Origin of the sequence: Nocardia albiluteola, assembly GCF_018860155.1 — a bacterium.
GTDB classification, from domain to species: domain Bacteria; phylum Actinomycetota; class Actinomycetes; order Mycobacteriales; family Mycobacteriaceae; genus Nocardia; species Nocardia albiluteola.
Genome location: NZ_JAHKNI010000012.1, coordinates 209,194 through 230,588 on the forward strand (window position 1 = coordinate 209,194; position 21,395 = coordinate 230,588).

Here is a 21,395-nt window from a genome sequence, read left to right on the forward strand (position 1 = left end):
TCCAGTGTTTCAGGCTGACCGGACAAGGGCGCGAGAATGTCCTACATGGGTGTCGAGGAATCATTGCGCGATCGGCTGGTGACGGTGGGAGTGGAGCTATTGGAGCAGGTCGGCGTGGGGCAGCTCGGGTTGCGTGCGATCGCGCGGCACGCCGGGGTGTCCCACGGCGCTCCCCGGCGATACTTCCCGACGCACGCCGCCCTCCTGGCCGCGGTCGCCGGCCGCGGTTTCGCTGATCTGCGAACACGTTTCGGCGCCCATGTCGGACAACCGCCGCGGGCGCAGATCGAGCAGATGGTGTTGGATTACGTTCGCTTTGCCGCGGAACGACCGGAGATGTTCACGCTGATGTTCCGGCACGACCTGTTGGAGGGTTCCGGCGAGAACCTACGGCAACAGAGTCTGCCGATGTACCGGCTGTGGGCCGATCTGGTCGCCAAGTGCATGCCGGACTCCAGCGTGCATCAAGCGCTGCTGTTGTGGACCAGCGTGCACGGGGTAGCGGTCCTCGTCGCCAACCGCAGTCTCGAACTGATAGCACCCAACGCCGACCCGGCCGGACTGGTCGGCAAGATTATCGACCAGTACCTGGGATCAGCTCCGATCTGATCGGTTGTTCACGTACCATCACGAACTCGTGCTGGAGTACTAGCCGTCCTCGGGCGACCCGTTGACCCGCGACGCGGCAATCCCCGGCTTATAGCTCGCGTCTATCAGTAGCAGTAGGATCGTGTGGAGGTCGGCTCGGTCGGTCGGTGCGGCCCATGTCCGATCCGGTTCTATTCCAACGAGATTGGAGAGTGCCATGTCGACAGCTACGTTCTCCATCGATGGACTGCACTGTCAGGGCTGCGTCCAGACGGTCGAGAAGACGTTGTCCGCCATTCGCGACGTTCATTCGGTCGTGGTCGACCTCAATGTCAAGGGCCTGTCCAAGGTCACCGTCGACGCCGACCACGAACTGCGCCCCGACGAGGTGCAGATGGCCCTGGACTCGGGCGGAAATTTCACGGTCGTCTGAGTTAGCGGTCCGGGAATGCCCCTCGGACCTGACCCGGGGTTTTTCCCGGTGGGGTTGTCGGTGCCGGTCCGGGTGGTGCCGGGTCGGCGAATATGGTTGCGGGTGAATGGTATTCGTTCGGATATGGGATAGCCGGAGATGTGGATCGGCCAGAACCGCCGCTGCGGACCGGACGAGTCGCGCCGATTATCCGAGCATCGACGCGAGCATGTCGGCCATGGCCGCTGTCATGACCGCCAGGCTGATGTGTACATCGAGGCTGTCGTGTCCGATCAACCCGGCGGTGGGGTGCGCCGGCTGGGCCCGATCCCATAGGCGGAACAGCCAGGCAAGGGTCGCGGCACCCAGGTAGGCGACGACCACCCAGGTGATCACCCGGGGCACGCCCGACGGCGCAGGCATCATCGCGGCCATATAGGTCATGGCGGCGGAATCGATGGTGGTCGCGATCCACCGCAGGCTCACCGTCCCTTCACGCTGTCGTACAACGGTTATGACGATCAGCAGTGCCACGGTGAGCGCCGCGAACAACGTCGCCAGCCAGTGGTCCAGCAGGTGCTGCCGCATCGGATCCACGGCGTACATGGCGGCCATGGCCAGGCTCATCACCACGTGCGTGCCGTGCCACCATCGTCCCTGTCCGGGAGCCGCGGCGGCGTGCCGGACGTGCAACAGCGCCACCACCAGCAACGCGATGGTCCATAGCACGCGAACCCACCCGGGCAGCATGGACATGTCGGGGGCGGGGCCGGTCATCGGAGGCATATCGGGCGGCATCGTGTGCATCTGTCTCCCCGGGAACTTTGGCGGTCTCCGGTCCGACTGTCCAGAGGTGAATGCGGATGGCGCCACCAGAGCTCGGCGATCACCCTTACCCGCAGGGCGCAATCGTGTGCGCTGAGCAACTGCTGCATACCGCCACCCTGGCTGTGCCGATCGAAGGTCCGGCGCCGACGGTGACCGGTGCGCTGACCACTTGGACGTTCTCACCGGTCGCCGACATCCTCATCGCGGTCGCCGCGATGGGTTACGGCTGGATGGTGATGCGGGCGCACCGCCGCTCGGAGCACTGGCCCGTAATCCGCATCGCGAGCTGGTATGCCGGACTGGCCTGTCTGGTGCTGGCCCTCGACAGCGCGCTGGCGACGTACTCTCATCGGTTGTTCACCATCCATATGGTGGTCCACCTGCTGATGATCGCCGTCGTTCCCGCGCTGATGGTGTGGGGGCAGCCCATCCGGCTGCTGCATCTGACCGGCGGCCCACGCGCCCGCGCGATCATCGACGCCGCCCGGCTGCGTTCGCCGTGGCGGTGGCTGATAGCGGCACGGTTCACGGTGCCGCTGTACGCGGCGGTGCTGGTGCTGACCCATCTGACCGGGTTCCAGCAGGCGATGCTCACCCATGCCTGGGTTCATACCGCCGAACTGCTCCTGTATCTGATCAGCGGTTATCTGCTGCTTCTCCCGCTCGTGGGTGGCGAGTTGACGACCGAGCCGGCGTGGCCGTACGGCTTGCGGCTGCTGGTGCTTGCGATCTGCGTCGGACCGGACACCCTCGTCGGGGTCACGCTGATGATGTCCTCGACCGTCCTGGCACCCGCCTATGCGGCGTCGCGGGCATGGGGTCCGGGTGCACTGACCGACCAGAACACCGCCGGGGTGATCATGTGGCTGGGCGGGGATGGACTGATGGTGGTGCTGATGATCATCGTCGCGGGCCAGTGGGTCCGTGCCGGTGATCAGGCCCGTAGTTTCGGCCCGTGGCTCGATGGCATTCGCCAGCGCGCCCTCCTCGGCGAATCCACGTCCGGCGGCGACATCGACGCCGAGCAGGCAGCGCTGGACGCCTACAACACCCGGCTCGCACAGCTACACGGCCGGCGGCCTGTTCCCCGGCGCGATGACAAGGACGGCAACCCCGCATGAGCACACGTAGATTCCCTCCGACGATTGCGAGCGAGTGACGGCATGGCTTCACTGACCCAGACGCCCACCCCGAGTCCGGTCGCAGGGCCGCCACCCGCCTCCCGCGCGGTGGAGTTGCAGATCGGCGGGATGACGTGCGCCGCATGCGCGGCGCGAATCGAGAAGCGGCTCAACAAGATCGACGGCGTGAGCGCGACGGTCAACTACGCCACCGAGAAGGCCACGGTGCAGGCGTGCGGCGAGCTCACGGTCGAGGACCTGATCGGTCAGGTCGAGCGCGCCGGGTATCGGGCGGTACCGGTCGAGCAGCGCCCGGACGGCGATCCGGAATCGGGGCGAGTGCGGTATCTGTGGCGGCGGCTCGCGGTGGCGATGCTGCTCGGAGTGCCCGCCGGGGATCTGGCTTTCGTCATGGTGCTGGTGCCGCGGATGCGGTTCGAGGGCTGGCAGTGGCTGCTCTTGGCATTGTCGCTGCCGGTGGTGACCTGGTGCGCGTGGCCGTTCCACCGCAAAGCGTTCACCGGGCTGCGATACGGCGCGACGTCGATGGACACGCTCGTCTCGATCGGCATCATCGCCGCTTCGGGCTGGTCGCTGTACACGATCTTCGCGCACGGCTCGGCCGATCCGTCCGGGGGTGGGTGGGGAGCGCTGTTCACTCCCGGCGGCTCGGTATACCTCGAAGTCGCGGCCGGGGTCACCATCTTCGTCCTGGGCGGGCGGCTGTTCGAGGCCAAGGCCAAGCACACCGCGGGCGGGGCGCTGCGGGCGCTGGCCGAACTCGGGGCGAAGGACGTCGCGGTCCTGGAGGACGACGGCGCCGAACAGCGTATCGACGTCCGCATGCTCCGAGTCGGAGACCGGTTCGTCGTTCGTCCCGGCGAGATCGTCGCGACCGACGGGGTCGTGGTCGAGGGCGGCAGCGCGGTGGACACCTCCGCGATGACCGGAGAAGCGACGCCGATCGAGGTCATGGCCGGCGACGAGGTGATCGGCGGAACCGTGGTGCTGGCCGGGCGGCTGGTGGTGCGCGCCGACCGGGTCGGCGCGGATACGCAACTGGCGCAACTGGTGCGGTTGGTCGAGCGGGCACAGCAGGACAAGGCGGGGATCCAGCGCCTCGCCGATCGGATCTCCGCGGTGTTCGTGCCGGTCGTCGTGGTGCTGGCGCTACTGACGCTGATCGGATGGCTGCTCGCGGGCGGCACGGCCGAACATGCCATCAGCGCCGGACTGGCGGTACTGATCATCGCGTGCCCGTGTGCGCTGGGCCTGGCCACCCCGACCGCCCTGCTGGTCGCGTCCGGACGCGGCGCGCAGCTGGGGGTATTCATCAAGGGACATCAGGCACTCGAGTCGGCGCGTGCGGTGGATACCGTGGTGCTGGACAAGACCGGTACGGTCACGCTCGGCCGAATGACGGTCGTCGCGGTGCATCCCGCTCCGGGGCGCACGCGCGCGGAATTGCTCCGTGCGGCCGGTGCGGTGGAGGACGCGTCGGAACATCTGGTCGGCCGAGCGATCGCGGCGCTGGCCCGGGCCGAACTCGGCTCGTTGCCAATGGTCACCGGCTTCACCGCCCTGGCCGGACTGGGCGCCCGCGGCGCCGTCGAGGGCCGCACGGTCCTGGTGGGATCCACGCGCTTGGCCGCGGACGCCGATGTCATCGTGCCCGCGGAGCTGGCCGCCGAGCGGAATGCCGAGCAGGAGCAGGGACGCACCACGGTGACCGTGGCGGTCGACGGTACCGCGATCGGTGTGCTGTCCCTCGCTGATGTCGTGAAACCCGGCGCGGCCGAAGCGATCGCACAGTTGCATCGGCTCGGCCTTGCCACGGTTCTGCTCACCGGGGACAACGCGGTGACCGCGCGGGCGGTCGCCGCGGAGATCGGCGTCGCCGAGGTCATCGCCGAGGTGATGCCGGCGGACAAGGAAGCGACCATCGCGCGACTGCAGGCCGACGGCCGGGTGGTGGCCATGGTCGGTGACGGCATCAACGACGCACCGGCCCTGGCGCGCGCCGATCTCGGCCTGGCGGTGGTCACCGGCACCGACATCGCCCTGGGAGCCTCCGACATCATCCTGGTCCGCGAGGAACTCGACGTGGTGCCCACCGCCGTACGGCTGGCGCGCGCCACCCTGTCGACCATTCGCGGGAACTTCGTCTGGGCGTTCGGCTACAACATCGCCGCCATCCCGATCGCCGCCGCGGGATTGTTGAACCCCCTGATCGCCGCCGCGGCCATGGCGGTGTCGTCGCTGTTCGTCGTGACCAACAGCCTCCGGCTGCGCAAGCTGTCACCGAGTCGATGAGCGCGGGCCGACTGGGGCGCTGGGCGGTACCGCTCGCTGCGATCGCCGCACCGGCGATCGTGATCGCGGTCGCGGTGACCGCTGGCAGCGCACCGTATTCCCTTCTCGGACTGGGTGATCCGGGGACCTTGGTACGAGTGGTCGCGCCGCTGCTGCGCCTGATCGCCGAGGCGTGTGCGGTGATCTGTGCCGGGGCGCTGACGTTCGCGGCATTCTTCGCCCCGGACGAGTCGGGCCGGCTCGCACCCCACGGGTACGCCGCGGTGGTGAGTGCCGGACGGTGGGCGGTCGGCTGGGCGGCCGCGGCCGCGGCACTCGTCCCGGTGGAGGCAGCGGATCTGTCGGGCGTACCGCTGTCCGGACCACCGCTGCGGGCGCCGGTCAACGATCAGCTCGCGCTGTGGGCCACTCTCGAACAACCGATGGCCTGGCTCGTCACCGCGGTGCTGGCCGCCGCGGTAGCCGTCGCGTGCCGATGGGTATTGCGCTGGCAACCGACCGTGGTGGTGTGGGCAGTGTCGATCGTCGCGGTGCTGCCGCAGGCTGTCACCGGACACAGTGCCTCCGATGCCGGGCACGATCTTGCCGAGGCGGCACTGGTGATCCACGTTCCGGTCGCGGTGGCATGGATCGGGCTGCTGATCGCCCTGCTACGGCCGGCCTGGCGACGCGGTGTACCCGCGGAGGTGCTGCGTCGCCGCTACCAGCGGTTCGCGCTGGGAAGCTGGCTGGCGCTGGCCGGATCCGGACTCGTCGTCGCCGCGGTGCTGATACCGGCGGGGCGGCACCGCACCGGAGACTACCTCTGGTGGTTCCTGGTCAAGGTGGTCCTGGTCGCTGGGCTCGGAGTGATCGGAATATGGTTGCGGCGCAACCCGAATCATCGATCGGGCACCGCAAGAATGCTCGGATTGTGCGCCGGCGAGCTGGTCGTACTGTCCGCGACCGCGGGTATCTCAGTCGGACTGACACACCTGACGCCCCCTGCAGATACCGGCCCCGTCGCCACCCCCGATCAAGCCTTTCTCGGATTCGACCTCCCGCATCCACCGGGCGTGATGCGACTGCTGCTCGACTGGCGGTTCGATCCGCTATTGGGCACCCTCGCACTACTGCTGGCCGCGGTGTACCTGGCCGCGTCCTATCGGGTCCGCCGCGGTGGCTGGCCGCGCGGGAGAACGGTCGCGTGGCTGACCGGATGTGCGGTCCTGCTCATCGCCACCTGCAGCGGAATCGCCCGCTATGCGGGCGCGATGTTCAGCTACCACATTGTCGCGCACATGCTCATCGGCATGCTCGCACCCGTCCTGCTCGCCCTCGGAGCACCCCTGACCCTCCTACGATCGGCAGGGGCTCGCGAGGGCTCGGGTCCCACGGAGTGGATCACCACGCTCGCCGAATCGCGCCTTATCCGGGCACTGACCCATCCGCTGTCGGCCACTGCGATATTCGCAAGTGCGCCTTTTGTTCTCTATTGCACCGGACTGTTCGACGTGGCGGTACGTTTCCATTGGGCGCACCTGCTGATCGATGTGGTGTTCCTGAGCATCGGCTACCTGTTCGCCTGGACGGTCGTCGGACCCGACCCAGGCCCCCGCCCGATGCCGATGATCGCCCGCCTCGGCATGCTCCTGGCCGCCATGCCCGCGGACATCATCTTCGCCGCCACCCTGTTCGGCACTCATACCCTGATCGGCAACGGCCGCGCCAGCGGCAACATGTACTCCGCACTGCGCCTGCCGTGGGTGAGAGACCTGTTCGCCGATCAGCACGCCGCCGCGATCGCAGCCCTGCTCATCGGCGAGGCCGCCCTCCTGATCGCCACCGCCGCACTCGTATTCCGCTGGCGCTCCGATACCGAACAAGCCGGGGACGACGCCACCGACCCGTATCAGGCGCTCGCCAGCGCCCTGCGCTCCCACCAGGAGCACAGTCCGCAGCTCAGCTCCTCCACGAGATGATGAAGAAGGACCCGCATTTCACCCAGCTGCCGAACAGCCCTGAAAGTGGCAGTCGAAGTCGCACTTTTCAGCACGTCAGACCCTACTGAGCGGGGGAAATGCCGAGTCCTAGCTCAGCTCTTCTTCATCATGTCGTAGAACCCCCATGACCAGCCCCGACCTGGCGATCTCGGGGTTCTACCGATCTTGACCTAGGAATTCATCGCCCCAATACATCCCAGCCGTTCCGGCCGTTGAACGCCGTGCCGTAGCTGGCCGCAAACCGCACTACGAGATTCCTTCCTGGTATGGATGGGAAGCCGGTCATTGCCGTGCGGGCACGACCGTGGACAAGAGTGTTAGTGGGAGAATTCGCACTTCTTGCTGCGGCAACGGTAAACCTTGACGTCAACGTCAAAGCAAGACTGTCAGTGCTGCCACATCCGAACCAGCGCCGAGAACCTCCAACGGGAGACGGACACCCCGCGCGAGCTCCACTGGTCGTTTCCGGGGATCGGATCCCCCACCTCGACGGCCGACGCGAAGCTACGGTGCCTGCGTGATGTCGCGGTCGAGGTGGACGTCCTCTTTCTGGTTGGCGGTGGGCGCGAATTGATTCCAGAGGGCGAGGAAGGCTGCGAGGACTCGGGAGTTGTTGTGGCGTTGCCAGATCAGCGCTTTCGTCAGGGTCAGGGGCGGGTCGAAGCCGCGGATGGTGAGGTCGGTCGCGTCGGCGGTGGACAGGTCGGATGCCGCGGTGATGGCGATGCCCAGGCCTTGGCGGGCGAGGGCGCGATGGAGCGCCGGATCGTTTGCCGCGCAGATGATTCGGGGAGACGCGGCGTGGCCGTCGAGGTAGCGCATGATATGCGGATGGACGCCGCTGGCCTCGTTGTAGGTAATGACCTGGACGCCCGTCAGGTCGGATGCCGGTCTGCGGTCCCGGGCGGGCTGCCCGCCCTCCTCGCTCGGTCGTTCCATGGTGACAATCTCTTCGCGGTGGACGACGCGGTGAGCGAGGTGGCTGGTCAACCCGTCGACCGGCAGCGCGATGACGGCGGTGTCCAGCCGGCGGTCGGTCACCTGGGAGCTGAGTTCGGCGCTGGTGCCGCCGCTCACCGTCAACGTCACGCCCGGATACGTGGTGGTGAACCGGCCGAGCACTCCGGCGACCGCGTCGGCATCGATTCCCTCGACAAGCCCCAATTGCAGGGTCCCGGTGAGTCCGCCGGCGCGGTAGGCGAATTCATCCTTCGCCGCGGTGACGGCGGCGATCGCGACGCGGGCGTAGGGGAGCAGGACCTGTCCGGCGGTGGTGAGGTGGACCTGGCGGGGTAGGCGCTCGAACAGCGGTTCGCCGAGTTCGCGTTCCAGTCCCTGGATCTGCTGGCTCAGGGAGGGCTGGGCGACGTGGCAGCGTTCGGCGGCGCGCGTGAACGAGGCCTCCTCCGCCACGGCGATGAAGTATCCGAGCGATCTGATGTCCACCTCATCAGTATAGGAAAACCCTATGTATGTCAGTGGAACTAGATCTTTGACCAATCTCCTCGGAGTTGTGAGAGTCGAAGACACGAGTAACTCGACAACCCATCGAAGGGGACCAGCGATGTCTTCGGTAACGCAGCCGATGCCACCCACCGCCATCGGAGTGGAGCGTGCCCGCCCGCGGCAGATCGGACGCAAGGTGTTGCGGGCCATGGGCTTTCTGTCTTTCTACGACCGCTTCGCCACGGCGCCGATGATCCTGCTGATCGCGCTGCACGAGCGCGTAGGCTTCACCGCTGCCGCGGCGCTGGTGACGGTCTACGCCTTCAGTTATGCGATCGGGCAACCTCTCTGGGGAGTTCTCAGCGACCGTGTAGGGCGGGGCCGGGTGATCCGGGTCGCTCTGCTCGGAATGCTCGTCTCCAGCCTCGCGACAGTCGTCTGCCCCGGCTTCCCACTGCTGCTGGTGAGCCGGGCCGTTTGTGGACTGTTCGTCGGTGCGCTCTTTCCGACCGTCCTCACGCTGATCGGCGATCGATACGACGGCATCGAGCGGCTGCGTGAGGTGTCGGCGCTACAGACGTTCACGGCGTTGGGAACGACGCTGGCGACCCTGGCGGCCGGTGCGGTCGGGAGTTGGACCGACTGGCGCGTCCCGTTCGGCTCGACCGCGGTGGGCGCTGTGGTCATGTTGCTGTTGACCTGGCGCACAACCGAATCCGTGACGTCCGTCGATGTGGGTAGTCGATCGATTCGGTCGGCGTTCGGTCGCTGGCCGGTCCTGCTGTATTTCCTCGGCATCGTCGAGGGGGGTCTGTTGCTCGGCATCTTCACCTTCGTCGCCCCGGCCCTGCAGCATGCGGGTGCGTCCACGGCCACCGCGGGTGCGCTCGCGGCGACCTACGGACTGGGCATAGTCACAGGGTCCTGGCTCATGCGGCGGGTTTCCTCACGGATGGACGTCTCCCGGCTGATCGCGATCGGCGGCGGCTTGCTGACCATCGCTTTCGTCATCGCCGGTGCCGGGGCGAAGTCCGTCATCGCCCTGACAGCGGCCGCCGTCGTCATCGGGCTGTCGAACTCGTTCCTGCATGGTTCCTTGCAGACTTGGGCGATCTCCGCCGCACCCGCGGCTCGCGCCACGGCCGTCTCGTTCTTCGTCGGCGCGGTCTTCCTGGGCAGCTCCATAGCTACCGCGATCGCGAGTCCCTTTGTGAGCCGGGGCGTTATCGGTACGATCTTCCTGACCTCGGCCGTGTTGACGGTGGCTCTCGCACTGGGCGCCGCGCTACTTCACGCCCGATGGGCAGCGCACAGTACCCACGCGTAGGGGCTCAGCGGCTGAGATTTACCGATTGGCTCTACCGACTGGGTTCAGAACGAATGTCCGCCTTTGTAGCGCGCTGTGCTTGACTGCGGGCGCATTCTTCGACCATCGGCGGAACTCGCGCCGACAGGACGTTTCGGCCGACCGTGATGTAGAAGTCTCGGTTCAGCGACTGCTGCCGGTGGGAGGCATGTGTTCGTTCAGGAAGCCGAGGGCGTCCGCGGATGCCTGCGAGAGGATGGTGAAGTGGTTCGCGGTTGGATACAGCTTCAGGCGGGTCGGGCTCGTATTGGCCGAAAGCTGTTGGGCCAGTGTGACAGTCAACGGTGCTGGCAGCATGTCGTCGACAACACCCTGTTCGAGGGTGATCGGCGCCCGATAGCCGTGCGCGGGTACCGCCATATAATCCTGCAGTGCGGCGACCAACGCCGGGTCCGACAGTGGATGGGACACCAGGGTTCCCAGGGCTTGTCCGTGTACGGCCGCTTTGAGCTCCGTCAGACAGCCTGATCCCTTTCTCGCTATCGCCAGTACCTGCCTGCCGCGGTCGCTGAGATAACCGTCGACATCGAGGTCGGGCCGGGCATGGTCGAGGCCCGCGAGAATGAGAATGAGAATGAGGTTGAGCTGCAGGTCATTTCCTATCGGCAGGGTCGGAAAGGCCGGTCCCATCAGGTGGGTGCCGATGTCTTCGGCGTGGCTGGTCGGTGCGTAGGCGAGGCTGCCGCGCACGTCGATATCGGGTGCGTACTGCTGGGCGATGGCCGCGGCGAACAACGCGGCGTGTCCGCCCTGCGAATGGCCAGCCGAGACCGCGGTGGTCGAGATCGCCGGGTCGAGCCGATGGGCGGCCCGCACGGTGTCGAGCACCGCATGCCCTTCCGCGCGTCCGGCCTGGTACTCGATGACGCCCGGTGCGCCCAGCCCGATGTAATCGGTTGCCGCGACGGCGTATCCCGCGTCCAGGAATTGCGACAGGTACGGTGTCTGACTGATCGGCCCGGTAATGCCCCCGGTGAGGTTCGGCGCGCAGCCGAAGGTGATTCCCGTCGTGCCGTGGCCCCATGACACAACCCGCCAGCCCCCGGCCGGAGGATGCTCTCCTGGGAGATAGACATCGCCGCCGCTGGCTCGGCTACTCCGAACCGAGCGCCTTCCGGCGAGCATTTCACCGTTGGACGGCGACCACGCCCTCCCGCTATCGCTTCGACGCACAGCGGGCGTTGCCGGTCCACCAACCCTGAAACCTGCACCACAGTGGTGGTCGTTGAGCGCTGAGAATGGAACGGAGCCGGTTCGCGATCCAACGGTGTGCTAGCACCAAAATGGCACTCTGGGGGCTAGTTCAGCAGCCCGCAACCCGTTGACCAGCGAAAATGGTTAGCTCTTCTTCATCATGTCGTAGACGCGCTTGCACTCCGGGCAGACCGGGGAGCCGGGCTTGGCCGAGCGGGTGACCGGGAACACCTCGCCGCACAGGGCCACGACGTGGGTGCCCATGACGGCACTCTCGGCGATCTTCTCCTTCTTCACGTAATGGAAGTACTTGGGGATATCGCTACCGGTCGACTCGTCGGTGGTCGTATCCGGGCGAACCAGGGTATCGGTGCTCACCCCTTCCATGATGCCGCATCGGCGCCCAGGCCGTCGCCGCAGCCTCGGGGGTTTGTTCGCCTGGCGGTGGATTACCGCATGTGCATTCGTCACGGGGGAGTGGAAGACTCGAGGTATGCAGCGTGACGGCGAAACCCCTGATGACCGCGCCCCGGGCGGCTCCGAACCCGAGGTCGAGGTCCCGGCGCCGGATGCGGTGCACGGCGAGGGTTTCTTCCGGGACACCCTGAATCAGGGCCCGGTGCCGCCGCCGCGCAAGCGCGAGGGGTTCTTCCGTCCGTCGAAGGAGGACAGGCCGGTCCTGATCACCGAGGCCGCGCCCTCGCTGGAGCAGCAGCATCGGGACCGGGTGCGCAGGTACTCGATCCTGATGGGGTTCCGCATCCCCTGCCTGGTGCTGGCCGCGATTGCCTACGGTGAGTGGCACAACGCGCTGATCTCGCTGGCCATCATCGGCGTCTCGGTTCCGCTGCCGTGGATCGCGGTGCTCGTCGCGAACGACCGCCCGCCCCGCCGCAAGGACGAGCCCAGCCGGTGGGACGGGCGCCGCGCCGAGCACAAGGCGCTCGAGTCAGGCCGGAACCGCTCCATCGACGGATGAGGCGCGCCGCGAGCGGAGAAATCCCGACATGATCGCGGCGCCCGCGCACAGCCCGCCCGCGATGTACCAGGCCAGGTCGTAACTGCCGCGCATGTCGCGGATGATGCCGGCTCCGGTGGCGGCCAGGGCCGCGCCGAGCTGATGCGAGGCGAACGCCCAGCCGAACGCCACCGGTCCGTCCTCGCCGAAATACCTGCGGCACAATGTGACCGTCGGCGGCACCGTCGCAACCCAGTCGAGTCCGTAGAACACGATGAACACCCACATGCTGGGTTTGGTGTCCGGCGCGAGCAGCGACGGCAGGATAACCAGCGACAGCCCGCGCAGCCCGTAGTAGGCGACCAGCAGGTAGCGCGGATCGGTGCGGTCGGTGAGCCAGCCCGAGGCGATGGTTCCGGCCACGTCGAAGATGCCGACGGTGGCCAGCAGGCTCGCCGCGGTGGTGGGCGGCATGCCGTGATCGTGGGCCGCACTAACGAAATAGGTGCCCACCAGCCCGTTGGTGGAGGCACCGCACACCATGAAACCCCCTGCCAGCAGCCAGAATTGCGGCCTGCGGGCGACGTGGAACAGCACCGTCACCGCGCGTGCGGCCCCGCCTCCCAGTTCCTTGCGTACCCCGACCTGGCTGCCGGGTTCCGCGCCGTACGCGGTGACGCCGATATCGCTGGGAAAGTCGCGGATGAACAGCAGCACCACCGGCACCACCGCCAGGGCCGCGCCCGCGATCACCAGCGACGGCGTCCGCCAGCCGTGGGCCTGGGCCAGCGCCGAGATCAGCGGCAGGAATACCAGCTGACCCGTCGCGCCGGCCGCGGTGAGCACGCCGGTCACCAGCCCGCGATGCCCGACGAACCAGCGGGTGCTGATGGTCGCCACGAACGGCATCGACATCGATCCGACCCCGACGCCCACCAGCAGCCCCCACGTCGCCAGCAGCTGCCACGGCCGGGTCATGAAGACCGTCAGTCCGGCGCCCGCCGCCACCAGCAGCAGCGCGCACGCCACCACCCGGCGGATGCCGAAGCGGTCCATGAGTGCGGCCGCGAACGGCGAGATCAGCCCGTACAGCAGCACATTCAGCGAGACCGCGGCGCCGATCGTGCCGTGCGACCAGCCGAATTCGTGGTGCAGCGGGTCCATCAGGACGCTGGGTGCGGATCGGAATCCGGCCGCGCCGATGAGCGCCACGAACCCGGCGGCCGCGACCAACCAGGCCGGGTGCATGCCGAACGGGCCGGTGCGGGCGGGCCGCGCGCCGAGGTGCGGCGCGGTGGCGTCGGAGGTGAGGGCGTCGTTCCGCCCGGCGGCTTCGGGGCCGCGGGCCGGGTCCTGCAGTTCGGTCACCGGAAGATCGTCCCCGAGATTCGGTTGCGGTACGAGTGGCCGGAGTGCCACAATCCGTCAATATCTGGCCACTCGATCCGGCCACCGTGGGAGGCGCCATGATCCGCTGGAATACCGCATTCATCGATCGCCCCGCTGAGGGCTTCGACGCGGCGGGCGCGTTCTGGGCGCGGGTGACGGGCGCTCGCCTGTCCGAACGACGCGGCGAGCGAGGCGAATTCGCGACCCTGCTGCCGGAATCGGGCGACCCCTGTCTCCGGATCCAGGCGGTCGGCGGGCCCGGCGGTGCACACCTGGACCTGGACGTGGACGATCCCGAGTCGGCGCGGCGCGCGGCCCTGAGCCACGGGGCGAGCCTGGTTGCCGCACACGACGACTGGACGGTGTTGCGCTCGCCGCGGGGCGTGGTGTTCTGCTTGACCGTCGAGGACGGAGAGCAGGCGCCGCCGGCCGTCCCGTCGCCGGACGGTGCCCTGAGCCGCCTCGATCAGATCTGCCTGGACATCGGGCCCGCGGGATTCGACGACGAGGTCCGCTTCTGGTCCGCGTTCACCGGGTGGGGTCTAACCCCCACCACCGACCCCGAATTCGCCCGGCTGGCGGTGCCGTCGCGGCTGCCGATCCGAATTCTGTTGCAGCGCTTGAACGAAGACCGTCCGCCGTCCGCGCATCTGGATATGGCGTGCTCGGACGTCGACGCGGTCGTGGCCTGGCACGAGCGGCTGGGCGCACGCCGGGTCGGCGGCGGCCGGGCGTGGGCGGTGATGAGTGATCCCGCGGGCGGCACGTACTGCCTGACCAGCCGTGACCCGCACACCAGTCGCGTGACGGAGTAGGGGAGCGGGTAGATGGCAGGGATGCTCTCGGAATCGGTTGCGCCACAGTCCGAAACGTCGCGCCCGCACTCCGTGGCGGTGCTGGCGCTGGAGCCGGTTGTCGGTTTCGACATGACGATCCCGCCGACCGTGCTCGGTTCGGCAGAGGCGCCGGATGGCACGCCGCTCTACGACGTGAAGATATGCGGCCTGAACACCTCCAGCGTCCGGTCCACGATGGGCTACGCGATCATCCCCGAGGCCGGGCCCGAGCTGCTGACCACGGCCGATACCGTGGTCGTGCCCGGTACCCAGATGCCCGGGGCGCGCCGGTTCGGCACGCTGCCGCCGGATCTGTCGCGGGCGCTGCGGAGCATCCGGGACGATGCCCGTGTCGTGTCCATCTGCACCGGCGCGTTCGTGCTGGCCGCGGCGGGGCTGCTCGACGGCCGCCGGGCCACCACGCACTGGTCGTTCGCGGACGACTTCCGACGGCTGTATCCGCGCGTGCTGCTGGACGAGAACCTGCTGTTCGTCGAGGACGGAAACATCTGGACCGCAGCGGGTTTGGCCTCGGGGCTCGATCTGTGCCTGCAGCTGTTGCGCACCGATCACGGCAGCGAGGTCGCCAATCGAGCGGCGCGCTACTGCGTGGTTCCGCCGTGGCGCGAGGGCGGCCAGTCCCAGTTCATCGATCGTCAGGTCCCCGACGACGGTTCCGACGGCACCGCGCCCACCCGGGCGTGGATGCTGCGCCATCTCGACCACGACCTGGACCTGAATTCCCTTGCCGCCCATGCCCGCATGAGCGTGCGCACCTTCACCCGCCGCTTCAAGGCGGAGACCGGGCAGGCCCCGGGCGGATGGCTGCTGCAGCAGCGCCTGCGGCACGCCCGGCACCTGCTCGAGACCACCGAACTCCCGATCGACGAGGTGGCGCGGGCGGCGGGCATGGGCACCGCGTCCTCGCTGCGCCACCACATGCGGGCCGAGTTGGGCGTGCCGCCGCTGGCCTACCGCAAGACCTTTCGAGCGGTGCGGCACGCGGTAACCCATTGAGTAGTAACCATTCGATGTGCGCTACGGGGCCGGGCGGGTTCCGTGCGCCGGGTCCTCCGGCGCCGGGGCAGCCTGGCCGGCCCCGCCGGATACGTTGCGCCGCGCGCGCATCCGGTGCACGAGCCGCCGGCGGATGTGGTCGAAACGGGTCCTACGGGCGGGCCAGAATTCCTGCACGGTGGCGTTGAACTCGGCGCCGAGAATGACCGCGAACGCCAGGAAGAACGTGAACAGCAGGAAGGCGATCGGGGTGGCCAGCGCGCCGTAGCTGATTCCGGTCCGGGCCACCCAGGCCAGGTAGCCGCGCAGAATCGTGCTCGCGGTCATGAAGAACACGCCCGCGATCAGCGCGCCGCCGAACAGCCGGTGCCACGGCAGCGACCGGTGCAGGGCCAGCTTGTACAGCGTGGTGAGCCCGACGATGAGCAGCAGGCCGGTGCCCGGGTAGTAGAACGCGTCGATCAGCCGCAGCCCCGGTTCGCGCCAGGTGAGCGGCAGTGCCCGCCCGATCAACGTCGGTCCCAGCGCCACCAGCGGCAGCACGAAGACCGACACGATCAGGAACAGCAGATACAGCAGCAGGGCGAAGATGCGCTGCCACACCGGATTTCGCGCGTCCTGCTGATTGTGCGCGGCCACGATCGCGTCCACGAAGGTCGCCATCGCCGACGATCCGGCCCACAGCGAGAGCACGAACCCGATCGACACCACCGCGCCGCGCCCGCGCCGCAGCACATCCCGCACCGTGGGGGCGATCAGATCGTCGACGACGGTGGGGCTGAACAGGTTCCGGCTGAAGGTGATGATCTTGGACTCGACGATGTGGACGGTGTCGGGCCCGAACCAGCCGCCGACGTAGCCCAGGCAGCCCAGCAGACCCAGCAGCAGCGGGGCCAGCGAGAGCGTCTGCCAGAAGGCGGCCGCGGAGGACTTGCCGAATATCTCGTCGTCCCAGGATTTCACGGCCACGCGCGCCACGAACGCCCACAGCCGCAGCAATGCGTGGATGATCCGGCCGATCACCGGCGCCAACCACCGCCCGGGCACAACGGCCCGCGCGGGCGGCGCAGCGTGCGGCGCGGGCCCGGGCGTTGCGGGTCCGGCGGGCGTTGCGGGTCCGTCGCGGTGCGGGTCCGGCGTGTCGTGAGCGTCCATGCTGCCTACAGCATCGCCCACCCGCGCGCGGGATGCGCGCGCAGCGGCCGATCGTGTCGCCGGTGGGGAGCGTCACAGTCATGCCGGGCGTAAGCACTCACACAGTGTCGGATTACCTTTCTGTCGGTGCGGATCGGTACTCTCCTTCGAGTGACTTCGGGTGGTGGCGGTTCTTTACGTGCATGGCAGCGCAGGGCTCTGACCAGGTATTTGACGACCAAGCCACGCGATTTTCTCGCGGTCGCGACACCGGGGGCGGGCAAGACCACGTTCGCGCTGCGGGTGGCGGCCGAGCTGCTGGCCGATCGCACCGTCGATCAGATCACCGTGGTCGCGCCCACCGAACATCTCAAGCATCAGTGGGCGGCCTCGGCCTCGCGCACCGGCATCGCGCTGGATTCGAACTTCTCGAACTCCACCGGCGGCACCTCCGGCGATTATCACGGCGTCGTGGTCACGTATGCGCAGGTGGCCTCGCATCCGTTCAAGCATCGGGTGCGCACCGAAAACCGCCGCACCCTGGTCATTCTCGACGAGATCCACCACGCGGGCGACGCCAAGAGCTGGGGCGAGGCGACCGCCGAGGCGTTCGGCGACGCCACCCGCCGCCTGGCGTTGACCGGTACCCCGTTCCGCAGCGACGACAGCCAGATCCCGTTCGTCACCTACGAGCCCGACGAGAGCGGCTTCCCGCGCTCGCGGGCCGATCACACCTACGGCTATTCCGAGGCGCTGGCCGATGGCGTCGTGCGCCCGGTGGTGTTCCTGGCGTACTCGGGCGAGGCACATTGGCGCGACAGCGCGGGGGAGGAGTATTCCGCCCGCTTGGGCGAGCCGCTCAGCGCCGAGCAGACCGCGCGGGCGTGGCGCACCGCGCTCGATCCGGCGGGCGACTGGATGTCGAAGGTGCTGATCGCGGCCGACACCCGGCTGCGACAGCTGCGCGCCACGGGCATGGCCGACGCGGGCGGGCTGGTCATCGCGACCGATCAGGAGAAGGCGCGCGACTACGCCGATCTGCTGGAACACATTTCGGGCACCAAGCCGGCGGTGGTGCTGTCCGACGATCCGGGCTCCTCGGATCGGATCGACGAGTTCGCCCGCAGTACCGAGCCGTGGATGGTCGCGGTGCGCATGGTGTCCGAGGGGGTGGACGTGCCGCGCCTGGCGGTCGGGGTCTACGCGACCAGCGCCTCGACGCCGCTGTATTTCGCGCAGGCGATCGGCCGCTTCGTGCGCGTGCGGCGCCCCGGGGAGACCGCGAGCGTGTTCCTGCCCTCGGTGCCGGTGCTGCTGGATCTGGCCGCGCAGCTGGAGGTTCAGCGCGATCACGTCATCGGCAAGCCGCACCGGGAGAAGAACGCCCTGGACGACGAACTGCTGATCGATGCGAACAAGCAGCAGGACGAGCCGGGCGAGGAGGAGAAGAAGTTCGTCGCGCTGGCCGCGGATGCCGAGCTGGATCAGGTGATCTACGACGGCGATTCGTTCGGCACCGCGACCTTCTCCGGCAGCGACGAGGAGGCCGACTACCTCGGCATTCCCGGGCTGCTGGATGCCGACCAGATGCGTGCGCTGCTGCGCGATCGGCAGACTCGTCAGGTGGCCGAGCGCACCGCCGCGGCGGAGGCGGGCCCGCAGGTGGCCGCGGCCTCGGAGCGCGTGGCCACCGCGGACAAGCTGGGCGAGCTGCGCCGCGAGCTCAACAGCCTGGTCGCCATGCATCACCACCGGACCGGCAAGCCGCACGGGGTGATCCACGGCGAGCTGCGACGCGAATGCGGTGGTCCGCCCACGGCGCTGGCCACGGCCGATCAGCTCTCCGAACGCATCTCGGCCCTGCGCCGGATGTAGCGGATATCTCCGCCGGGCCGTCTCGAACCCGGCCCGGTGGAGATGCTCAGTCGCCCTCGGGCGTATCGGTGTAGCGCTGCAGGTACAGCTGCTCGCCGAGCGTGTTCAGCAGTTCGAGCTCGGTTTCCAGGTAGTCGATGTGGTGTTCCTCGTCCTCGAGGATGGTCTCGAAGATGCGCGCGGAGGTGGCGTCGCCGCGCGAGCGCATCAGTTCGATGGCCGGGCGGATCCGGTTGACCACCTCCACCTCGACCGCCAGATCGGCCCGCAGCTGCTCGGGCACGGTCTGCCCGATGCGCAGCGTGTTGAGCTTCTGGTAGTTGGGCAGTCCCTCGAGGAGCAGGATGCGGTCGGTGAGAATCTCCGCATGCTTCATCTCGTCGATGGACTCGTACCGCGTGTGCTTGGCGAGCTTGGTGAAGCCCCAGTTCTCCTGCATCTTGGCGTGCAGGAAGTACTGGTTGATCGCGGTCAGTTCGGCCGTGAGCTGCTCGTTGAGCAGCGCGATGATTTCCTTGTCGCCTTCCATGGGGTGTGATCGTGGCACACCAGGATATTCGCCGTTGCTATAACAGCCAGCGTGTCTCGGCTTTCTGCAAGCAAATTCGGCCCCAGCGAAGCAAGGCTGGCCTAAAGGCTATACCGGGACAATCCGGTCGGCCGGTTTACTCGGCGGCGTGTCAGGCGGCCGGGGCCTGCGCCGATGCGACCGATGTGGCGGTCATGGCCTGGCCGAACACCTCCGCGAGGCGCCGGGTGCAGCTGCCGCAGCCGGGCTTCCATCCGCAAGCGTTCTTGACCTGTTTGGTGGAGCAGGCGCCCGCGGCGACGCAGCTGTGCACGTCCGATTCGGAGACGGCATTGCAGATACAGACGTACACGGTGGGCCTCGAGGTGCGGGAGCGTCGGTCGGGGTGAGGCACCGGGGAGGAGGTTAGCCTCCCCTTATGAAGTAAGCCTCGCCTTATGTATATCACGGATCGCCGTCGTTGTGACCCCCCTGTTTTCCGATCGGCGTCAGGCGCGGGGCCGCGCGAGTGGAACCAGCGCGGGAACCCGGTGCCGATAATCGCGGTAGTCGTCGCCGAAGGTGTCGATCAGCATGGTGTCCTCGACGCGGACCCGGCGAAGCAACCATGCGGTGACGAAGGCCAGCAGCACCACCCCGGCCCCGAATCCGGACAGCAGGGTCGCGCCGAGCATGAGCCCCAGGAGTCCGGTGTAGATCGGATGGCGCACCATCCGGTACGGGCCGTCGGTGCGCAGCTCGTGATTCCGCTGGATCATCGGCCTGCCCGCCCACATGGTGCCCAGGGCCAGCCGTGCCCAGACCATGAGCCCGGCCGACACGATGATCAGCACCGACCCGAGGGCCGTCAGGGCCGCGGCCTTCCAGGTGATCGGGTCCCAGATCGAGCGCGGCAGCAGATGCAGCACGACGCTCAACACGACGAGTCCGGCGATCATCCACGGCTCGGGCAGCAGCGTGCGGGCGAAGTGCCCGAGCTTGTCGCGCAGGGTGCCCGGCCGCACCGCGGCGAACCACACCGCGGTCCCGAGCCACACGATTCCGACCACGTCGATGCTCAGTCCGGCGACGAGGGTCAGTAGGTGCACGATGTTCATACCTTCAGGGTGCTCCGGCGACGCCCCCTCCGGCACCACCCGCCAGCCGGTTCCCGTCCACCCGCGGGTGGAAATTCGGTGGAGGGCCCCTGGGCGCGGATCTACTCTGGACCACCGATCCATGGTCTCGACGGCGTGCGACGCACATGCGAGATATGGCAGAAGGTAGGGGAGGGTGTGTGGAGGCGACCGTCTCGGTGACTCCGGAGGAGTTGCCGGAGCTGCTGCTGCACGTGGCGGTGGTACGGCCGGTATTCCTGTGGGGCGCACCGGGTATCGGCAAGAGCTCGCTGGTGCGAGCGTTCGCCGAATCGCTGGGGCTGGAGTGCGTGACGCTGCTGGGTACCCAGCTGGCGCCGGAGGATCTGATCGGGGTGCCGCAGATCGTGGAGGATCGCAGCCGATTCGCGCCGCCGGAGATGATCGCCCGCGCCCAGCCCTACTGCCTGTTCCTGGACGAGCTGAATGCCGCGCCCGCGGAGGTGCAGAAGTCGTTCTATTCGCTGATCCTGGACCGGCGCGTGGGGAGTTACGAACTGCCCGCCGGATCGGTCGTGATCGGCGCGGGGAATCGGGCCACCGACAACGCGCTGGCCCGGCCGATGGCCTCGGCGCTGGTGAACCGCATGGTGCACGTGCACCTGCGCGCCGATGTCGACGACTGGCTGAAATGGGCCGCGCACAACGGAATTCACCGCTGGGTCGTCGAATATCTCATGCAGCGGCCCGATCATCTGTGGTCCGCGCCGCCCAAGACCGAGCAGCCGTTCTCCACCCCGCGCGGATGGCACATGCTCTCGGACGCACTGCATTCCTACGGCGACGAGATCCCCGACCAGACGCTGTGGATCCTGGCCTCGGGCACCCTCACCACCGCACACGCCTCGGGGTTCCGGGCGTTCGTCAAGACCGCGCGCCACGCCTTCGACCTGGAGGCGGTGATCAAGGGCGACGCGTCGTGGCCGCGCGATCCCGGCGACCGCGACCTGCTGTACTTCCTGTCCGAGACGTTCCGGGCGCGGTTGGTCCGCGAGCTCCCGGCCTCCCGTGAGCACGCCTCGGGTGGGGTGAAACGCTTTGTGCTGCGGGCGAAGTCGATGCTGACGGAGCTGGCGGAGATCTCCGTGGAGTGCGCGCAGCTGGTGATCGCCTCCGACGACGAGGGGGTGCCGGTGCTGCCGTCGTGGTTCCTGGTCGAGGTCACGCGGGATCTGCCGCGGCTGGCGGCGCGGCGGTGATCCGTGGCGGGAGGTGCGCGTAGGAGGCCGAAGACGCCCGATCCATGGGCGGAGAAGCGGCAGGCCGGCTGG

Annotated in this window: 20 protein-coding genes; 11 read left to right on the top strand and 9 right to left on the bottom strand. The window is 68.1% G+C overall.

The window, feature by feature from the left end; all coding sequences use genetic code 11:
• The first annotated feature begins 45 nt into the window (after positions 1-45).
• Both KO481_RS30905 and KO481_RS30910 read left to right on the top strand, forming a co-directional pair.
• The gene (locus KO481_RS30905) at positions 46-609 is read left to right on the top strand and encodes a TetR/AcrR family transcriptional regulator (RefSeq protein WP_215921987.1); all 564 of its coding nucleotides are present in this window, start codon (positions 46-48) and stop codon (positions 607-609) included.
• A gap of 196 nt (positions 610-805) precedes the next feature.
• On the top strand, positions 806-1,021 hold the full coding sequence (locus KO481_RS30910; RefSeq protein WP_215921988.1) for a heavy-metal-associated domain-containing protein: 216 nt from the start codon (positions 806-808) through the stop codon (positions 1,019-1,021).
• A gap of 186 nt (positions 1,022-1,207) precedes the next feature.
• Here KO481_RS30910 and KO481_RS30915 read toward each other — a convergent pair whose 3' ends face one another.
• Complete coding sequence (locus KO481_RS30915) at positions 1,208-1,807, bottom strand: DUF5134 domain-containing protein (protein WP_215921989.1); 600 nt, start codon at positions 1,805-1,807, stop codon at positions 1,208-1,210.
• Positions 1,808-1,863: 56 nt separating this feature from the next.
• Here KO481_RS30915 and KO481_RS30920 point away from each other — a divergent pair, with 56 nt between their 5' ends.
• The 3 genes from KO481_RS30920 to KO481_RS30930 are packed head-to-tail and all read left to right on the top strand — an operon-like array spanning position 1,864 to position 7,223.
• Positions 1,864-2,949: a cytochrome c oxidase assembly protein gene (locus KO481_RS30920; RefSeq protein WP_215921990.1), complete on the top strand. Its 1,086-nt coding sequence runs from the start codon at positions 1,864-1,866 to the stop codon at positions 2,947-2,949.
• A gap of 42 nt (positions 2,950-2,991) precedes the next feature.
• Positions 2,992-5,262: a heavy metal translocating P-type ATPase gene (locus tag KO481_RS30925; RefSeq protein ID WP_215921991.1), complete on the top strand. Its 2,271-nt coding sequence runs from the start codon at positions 2,992-2,994 to the stop codon at positions 5,260-5,262.
• A complete protein-coding gene (locus KO481_RS30930) occupies positions 5,259-7,223 on the top strand; it encodes a bifunctional copper resistance protein CopD/cytochrome c oxidase assembly protein (protein ID WP_215921992.1) in 1,965 nt (654 codons plus the stop codon). Before KO481_RS30925 ends, KO481_RS30930 begins: the two co-directional genes overlap by 4 nt.
• Positions 7,224-7,748: 525 nt before the next feature.
• Here KO481_RS30930 and KO481_RS30935 read toward each other — a convergent pair.
• Positions 7,749-8,690 (bottom strand): LysR family transcriptional regulator, encoded by a 942-nt coding sequence (locus tag KO481_RS30935; RefSeq protein ID WP_215921993.1) that lies wholly within the window; start codon positions 8,688-8,690, stop codon positions 7,749-7,751.
• A 118-nt stretch (positions 8,691-8,808) separates the two neighbouring features.
• Here KO481_RS30935 and KO481_RS30940 point away from each other — a divergent pair, with 118 nt between their 5' ends.
• Positions 8,809-10,017, top strand: coding sequence for an MFS transporter (locus tag KO481_RS30940; RefSeq protein ID WP_215921994.1), 1,209 nt, complete (start codon positions 8,809-8,811; stop codon positions 10,015-10,017).
• A 162-nt stretch (positions 10,018-10,179) separates the two neighbouring features.
• On the opposite strand, the gene KO481_RS30945 is transcribed toward KO481_RS30940, so the two are convergent.
• The gene (locus tag KO481_RS30945) at positions 10,180-11,085 is read right to left on the bottom strand and encodes a lipase family protein (RefSeq protein WP_215921995.1); all 906 of its coding nucleotides are present in this window, start codon (positions 11,083-11,085) and stop codon (positions 10,180-10,182) included.
• 309 nt (positions 11,086-11,394) lie between these two features.
• Positions 11,395-11,628 (bottom strand): DUF3039 domain-containing protein, encoded by a 234-nt coding sequence (locus KO481_RS30950; protein ID WP_215921996.1) that lies wholly within the window; start codon positions 11,626-11,628, stop codon positions 11,395-11,397.
• 241 nt (positions 11,629-11,869) lie between these two features.
• On the opposite strand from KO481_RS30950, the gene KO481_RS43480 reads away from it, so the two are divergent.
• Positions 11,870-12,229, top strand: coding sequence for a DUF3099 domain-containing protein (locus KO481_RS43480; protein WP_308166837.1), 360 nt, complete (start codon positions 11,870-11,872; stop codon positions 12,227-12,229).
• Here KO481_RS43480 and KO481_RS30960 read toward each other — a convergent pair.
• Positions 12,200-13,456, bottom strand: a complete 1,257-nt coding sequence (locus KO481_RS30960) for an MFS transporter (RefSeq protein WP_215922090.1) — start codon at positions 13,454-13,456, stop codon at positions 12,200-12,202. The genes KO481_RS43480 and KO481_RS30960 overlap by 30 nt on opposite strands.
• Positions 13,457-13,674: 218 nt before the next feature.
• Between KO481_RS30960 and KO481_RS30965 the strand changes: the two genes are divergently transcribed.
• Complete coding sequence (locus KO481_RS30965; RefSeq protein WP_215921998.1) at positions 13,675-14,412, top strand: VOC family protein; 738 nt, start codon at positions 13,675-13,677, stop codon at positions 14,410-14,412.
• A 12-nt stretch (positions 14,413-14,424) separates the two neighbouring features.
• Positions 14,425-15,450: a GlxA family transcriptional regulator gene (locus tag KO481_RS30970; protein ID WP_215921999.1), complete on the top strand. Its 1,026-nt coding sequence runs from the start codon at positions 14,425-14,427 to the stop codon at positions 15,448-15,450.
• A 21-nt stretch (positions 15,451-15,471) separates the two neighbouring features.
• On the opposite strand, the gene KO481_RS30975 is transcribed toward KO481_RS30970, so the two are convergent.
• Positions 15,472-16,605, bottom strand: a complete 1,134-nt coding sequence (locus KO481_RS30975) for a YihY/virulence factor BrkB family protein (protein WP_215922000.1) — start codon at positions 16,603-16,605, stop codon at positions 15,472-15,474.
• A gap of 126 nt (positions 16,606-16,731) precedes the next feature.
• On the opposite strand from KO481_RS30975, the gene KO481_RS30980 reads away from it, so the two are divergent.
• Complete coding sequence (locus KO481_RS30980; RefSeq protein WP_215922001.1) at positions 16,732-18,459, top strand: DEAD/DEAH box helicase; 1,728 nt, start codon at positions 16,732-16,734, stop codon at positions 18,457-18,459.
• A gap of 46 nt (positions 18,460-18,505) precedes the next feature.
• On the opposite strand, the gene bfr is transcribed toward KO481_RS30980, so the two are convergent.
• From bfr to KO481_RS30995, 3 genes are all read right to left on the bottom strand, one after another.
• The gene (gene bfr, locus KO481_RS30985; RefSeq protein ID WP_215922002.1) at positions 18,506-18,988 is read right to left on the bottom strand and encodes a bacterioferritin; all 483 of its coding nucleotides are present in this window, start codon (positions 18,986-18,988) and stop codon (positions 18,506-18,508) included.
• A gap of 151 nt (positions 18,989-19,139) precedes the next feature.
• Positions 19,140-19,382, bottom strand: a complete 243-nt coding sequence (locus tag KO481_RS30990; RefSeq protein ID WP_308166826.1) for a (2Fe-2S)-binding protein — start codon at positions 19,380-19,382, stop codon at positions 19,140-19,142.
• A 94-nt stretch (positions 19,383-19,476) separates the two neighbouring features.
• Complete coding sequence (locus KO481_RS30995) at positions 19,477-20,085, bottom strand: methyltransferase family protein (protein WP_215922003.1); 609 nt, start codon at positions 20,083-20,085, stop codon at positions 19,477-19,479.
• Positions 20,086-20,264: 179 nt separating this feature from the next.
• Here KO481_RS30995 and KO481_RS31000 point away from each other — a divergent pair, with 179 nt between their 5' ends.
• Positions 20,265-21,323, top strand: coding sequence for an ATP-binding protein (locus tag KO481_RS31000; RefSeq protein ID WP_215922004.1), 1,059 nt, complete (start codon positions 20,265-20,267; stop codon positions 21,321-21,323).
• Positions 21,324-21,395: the final 72 nt, after the last annotated feature.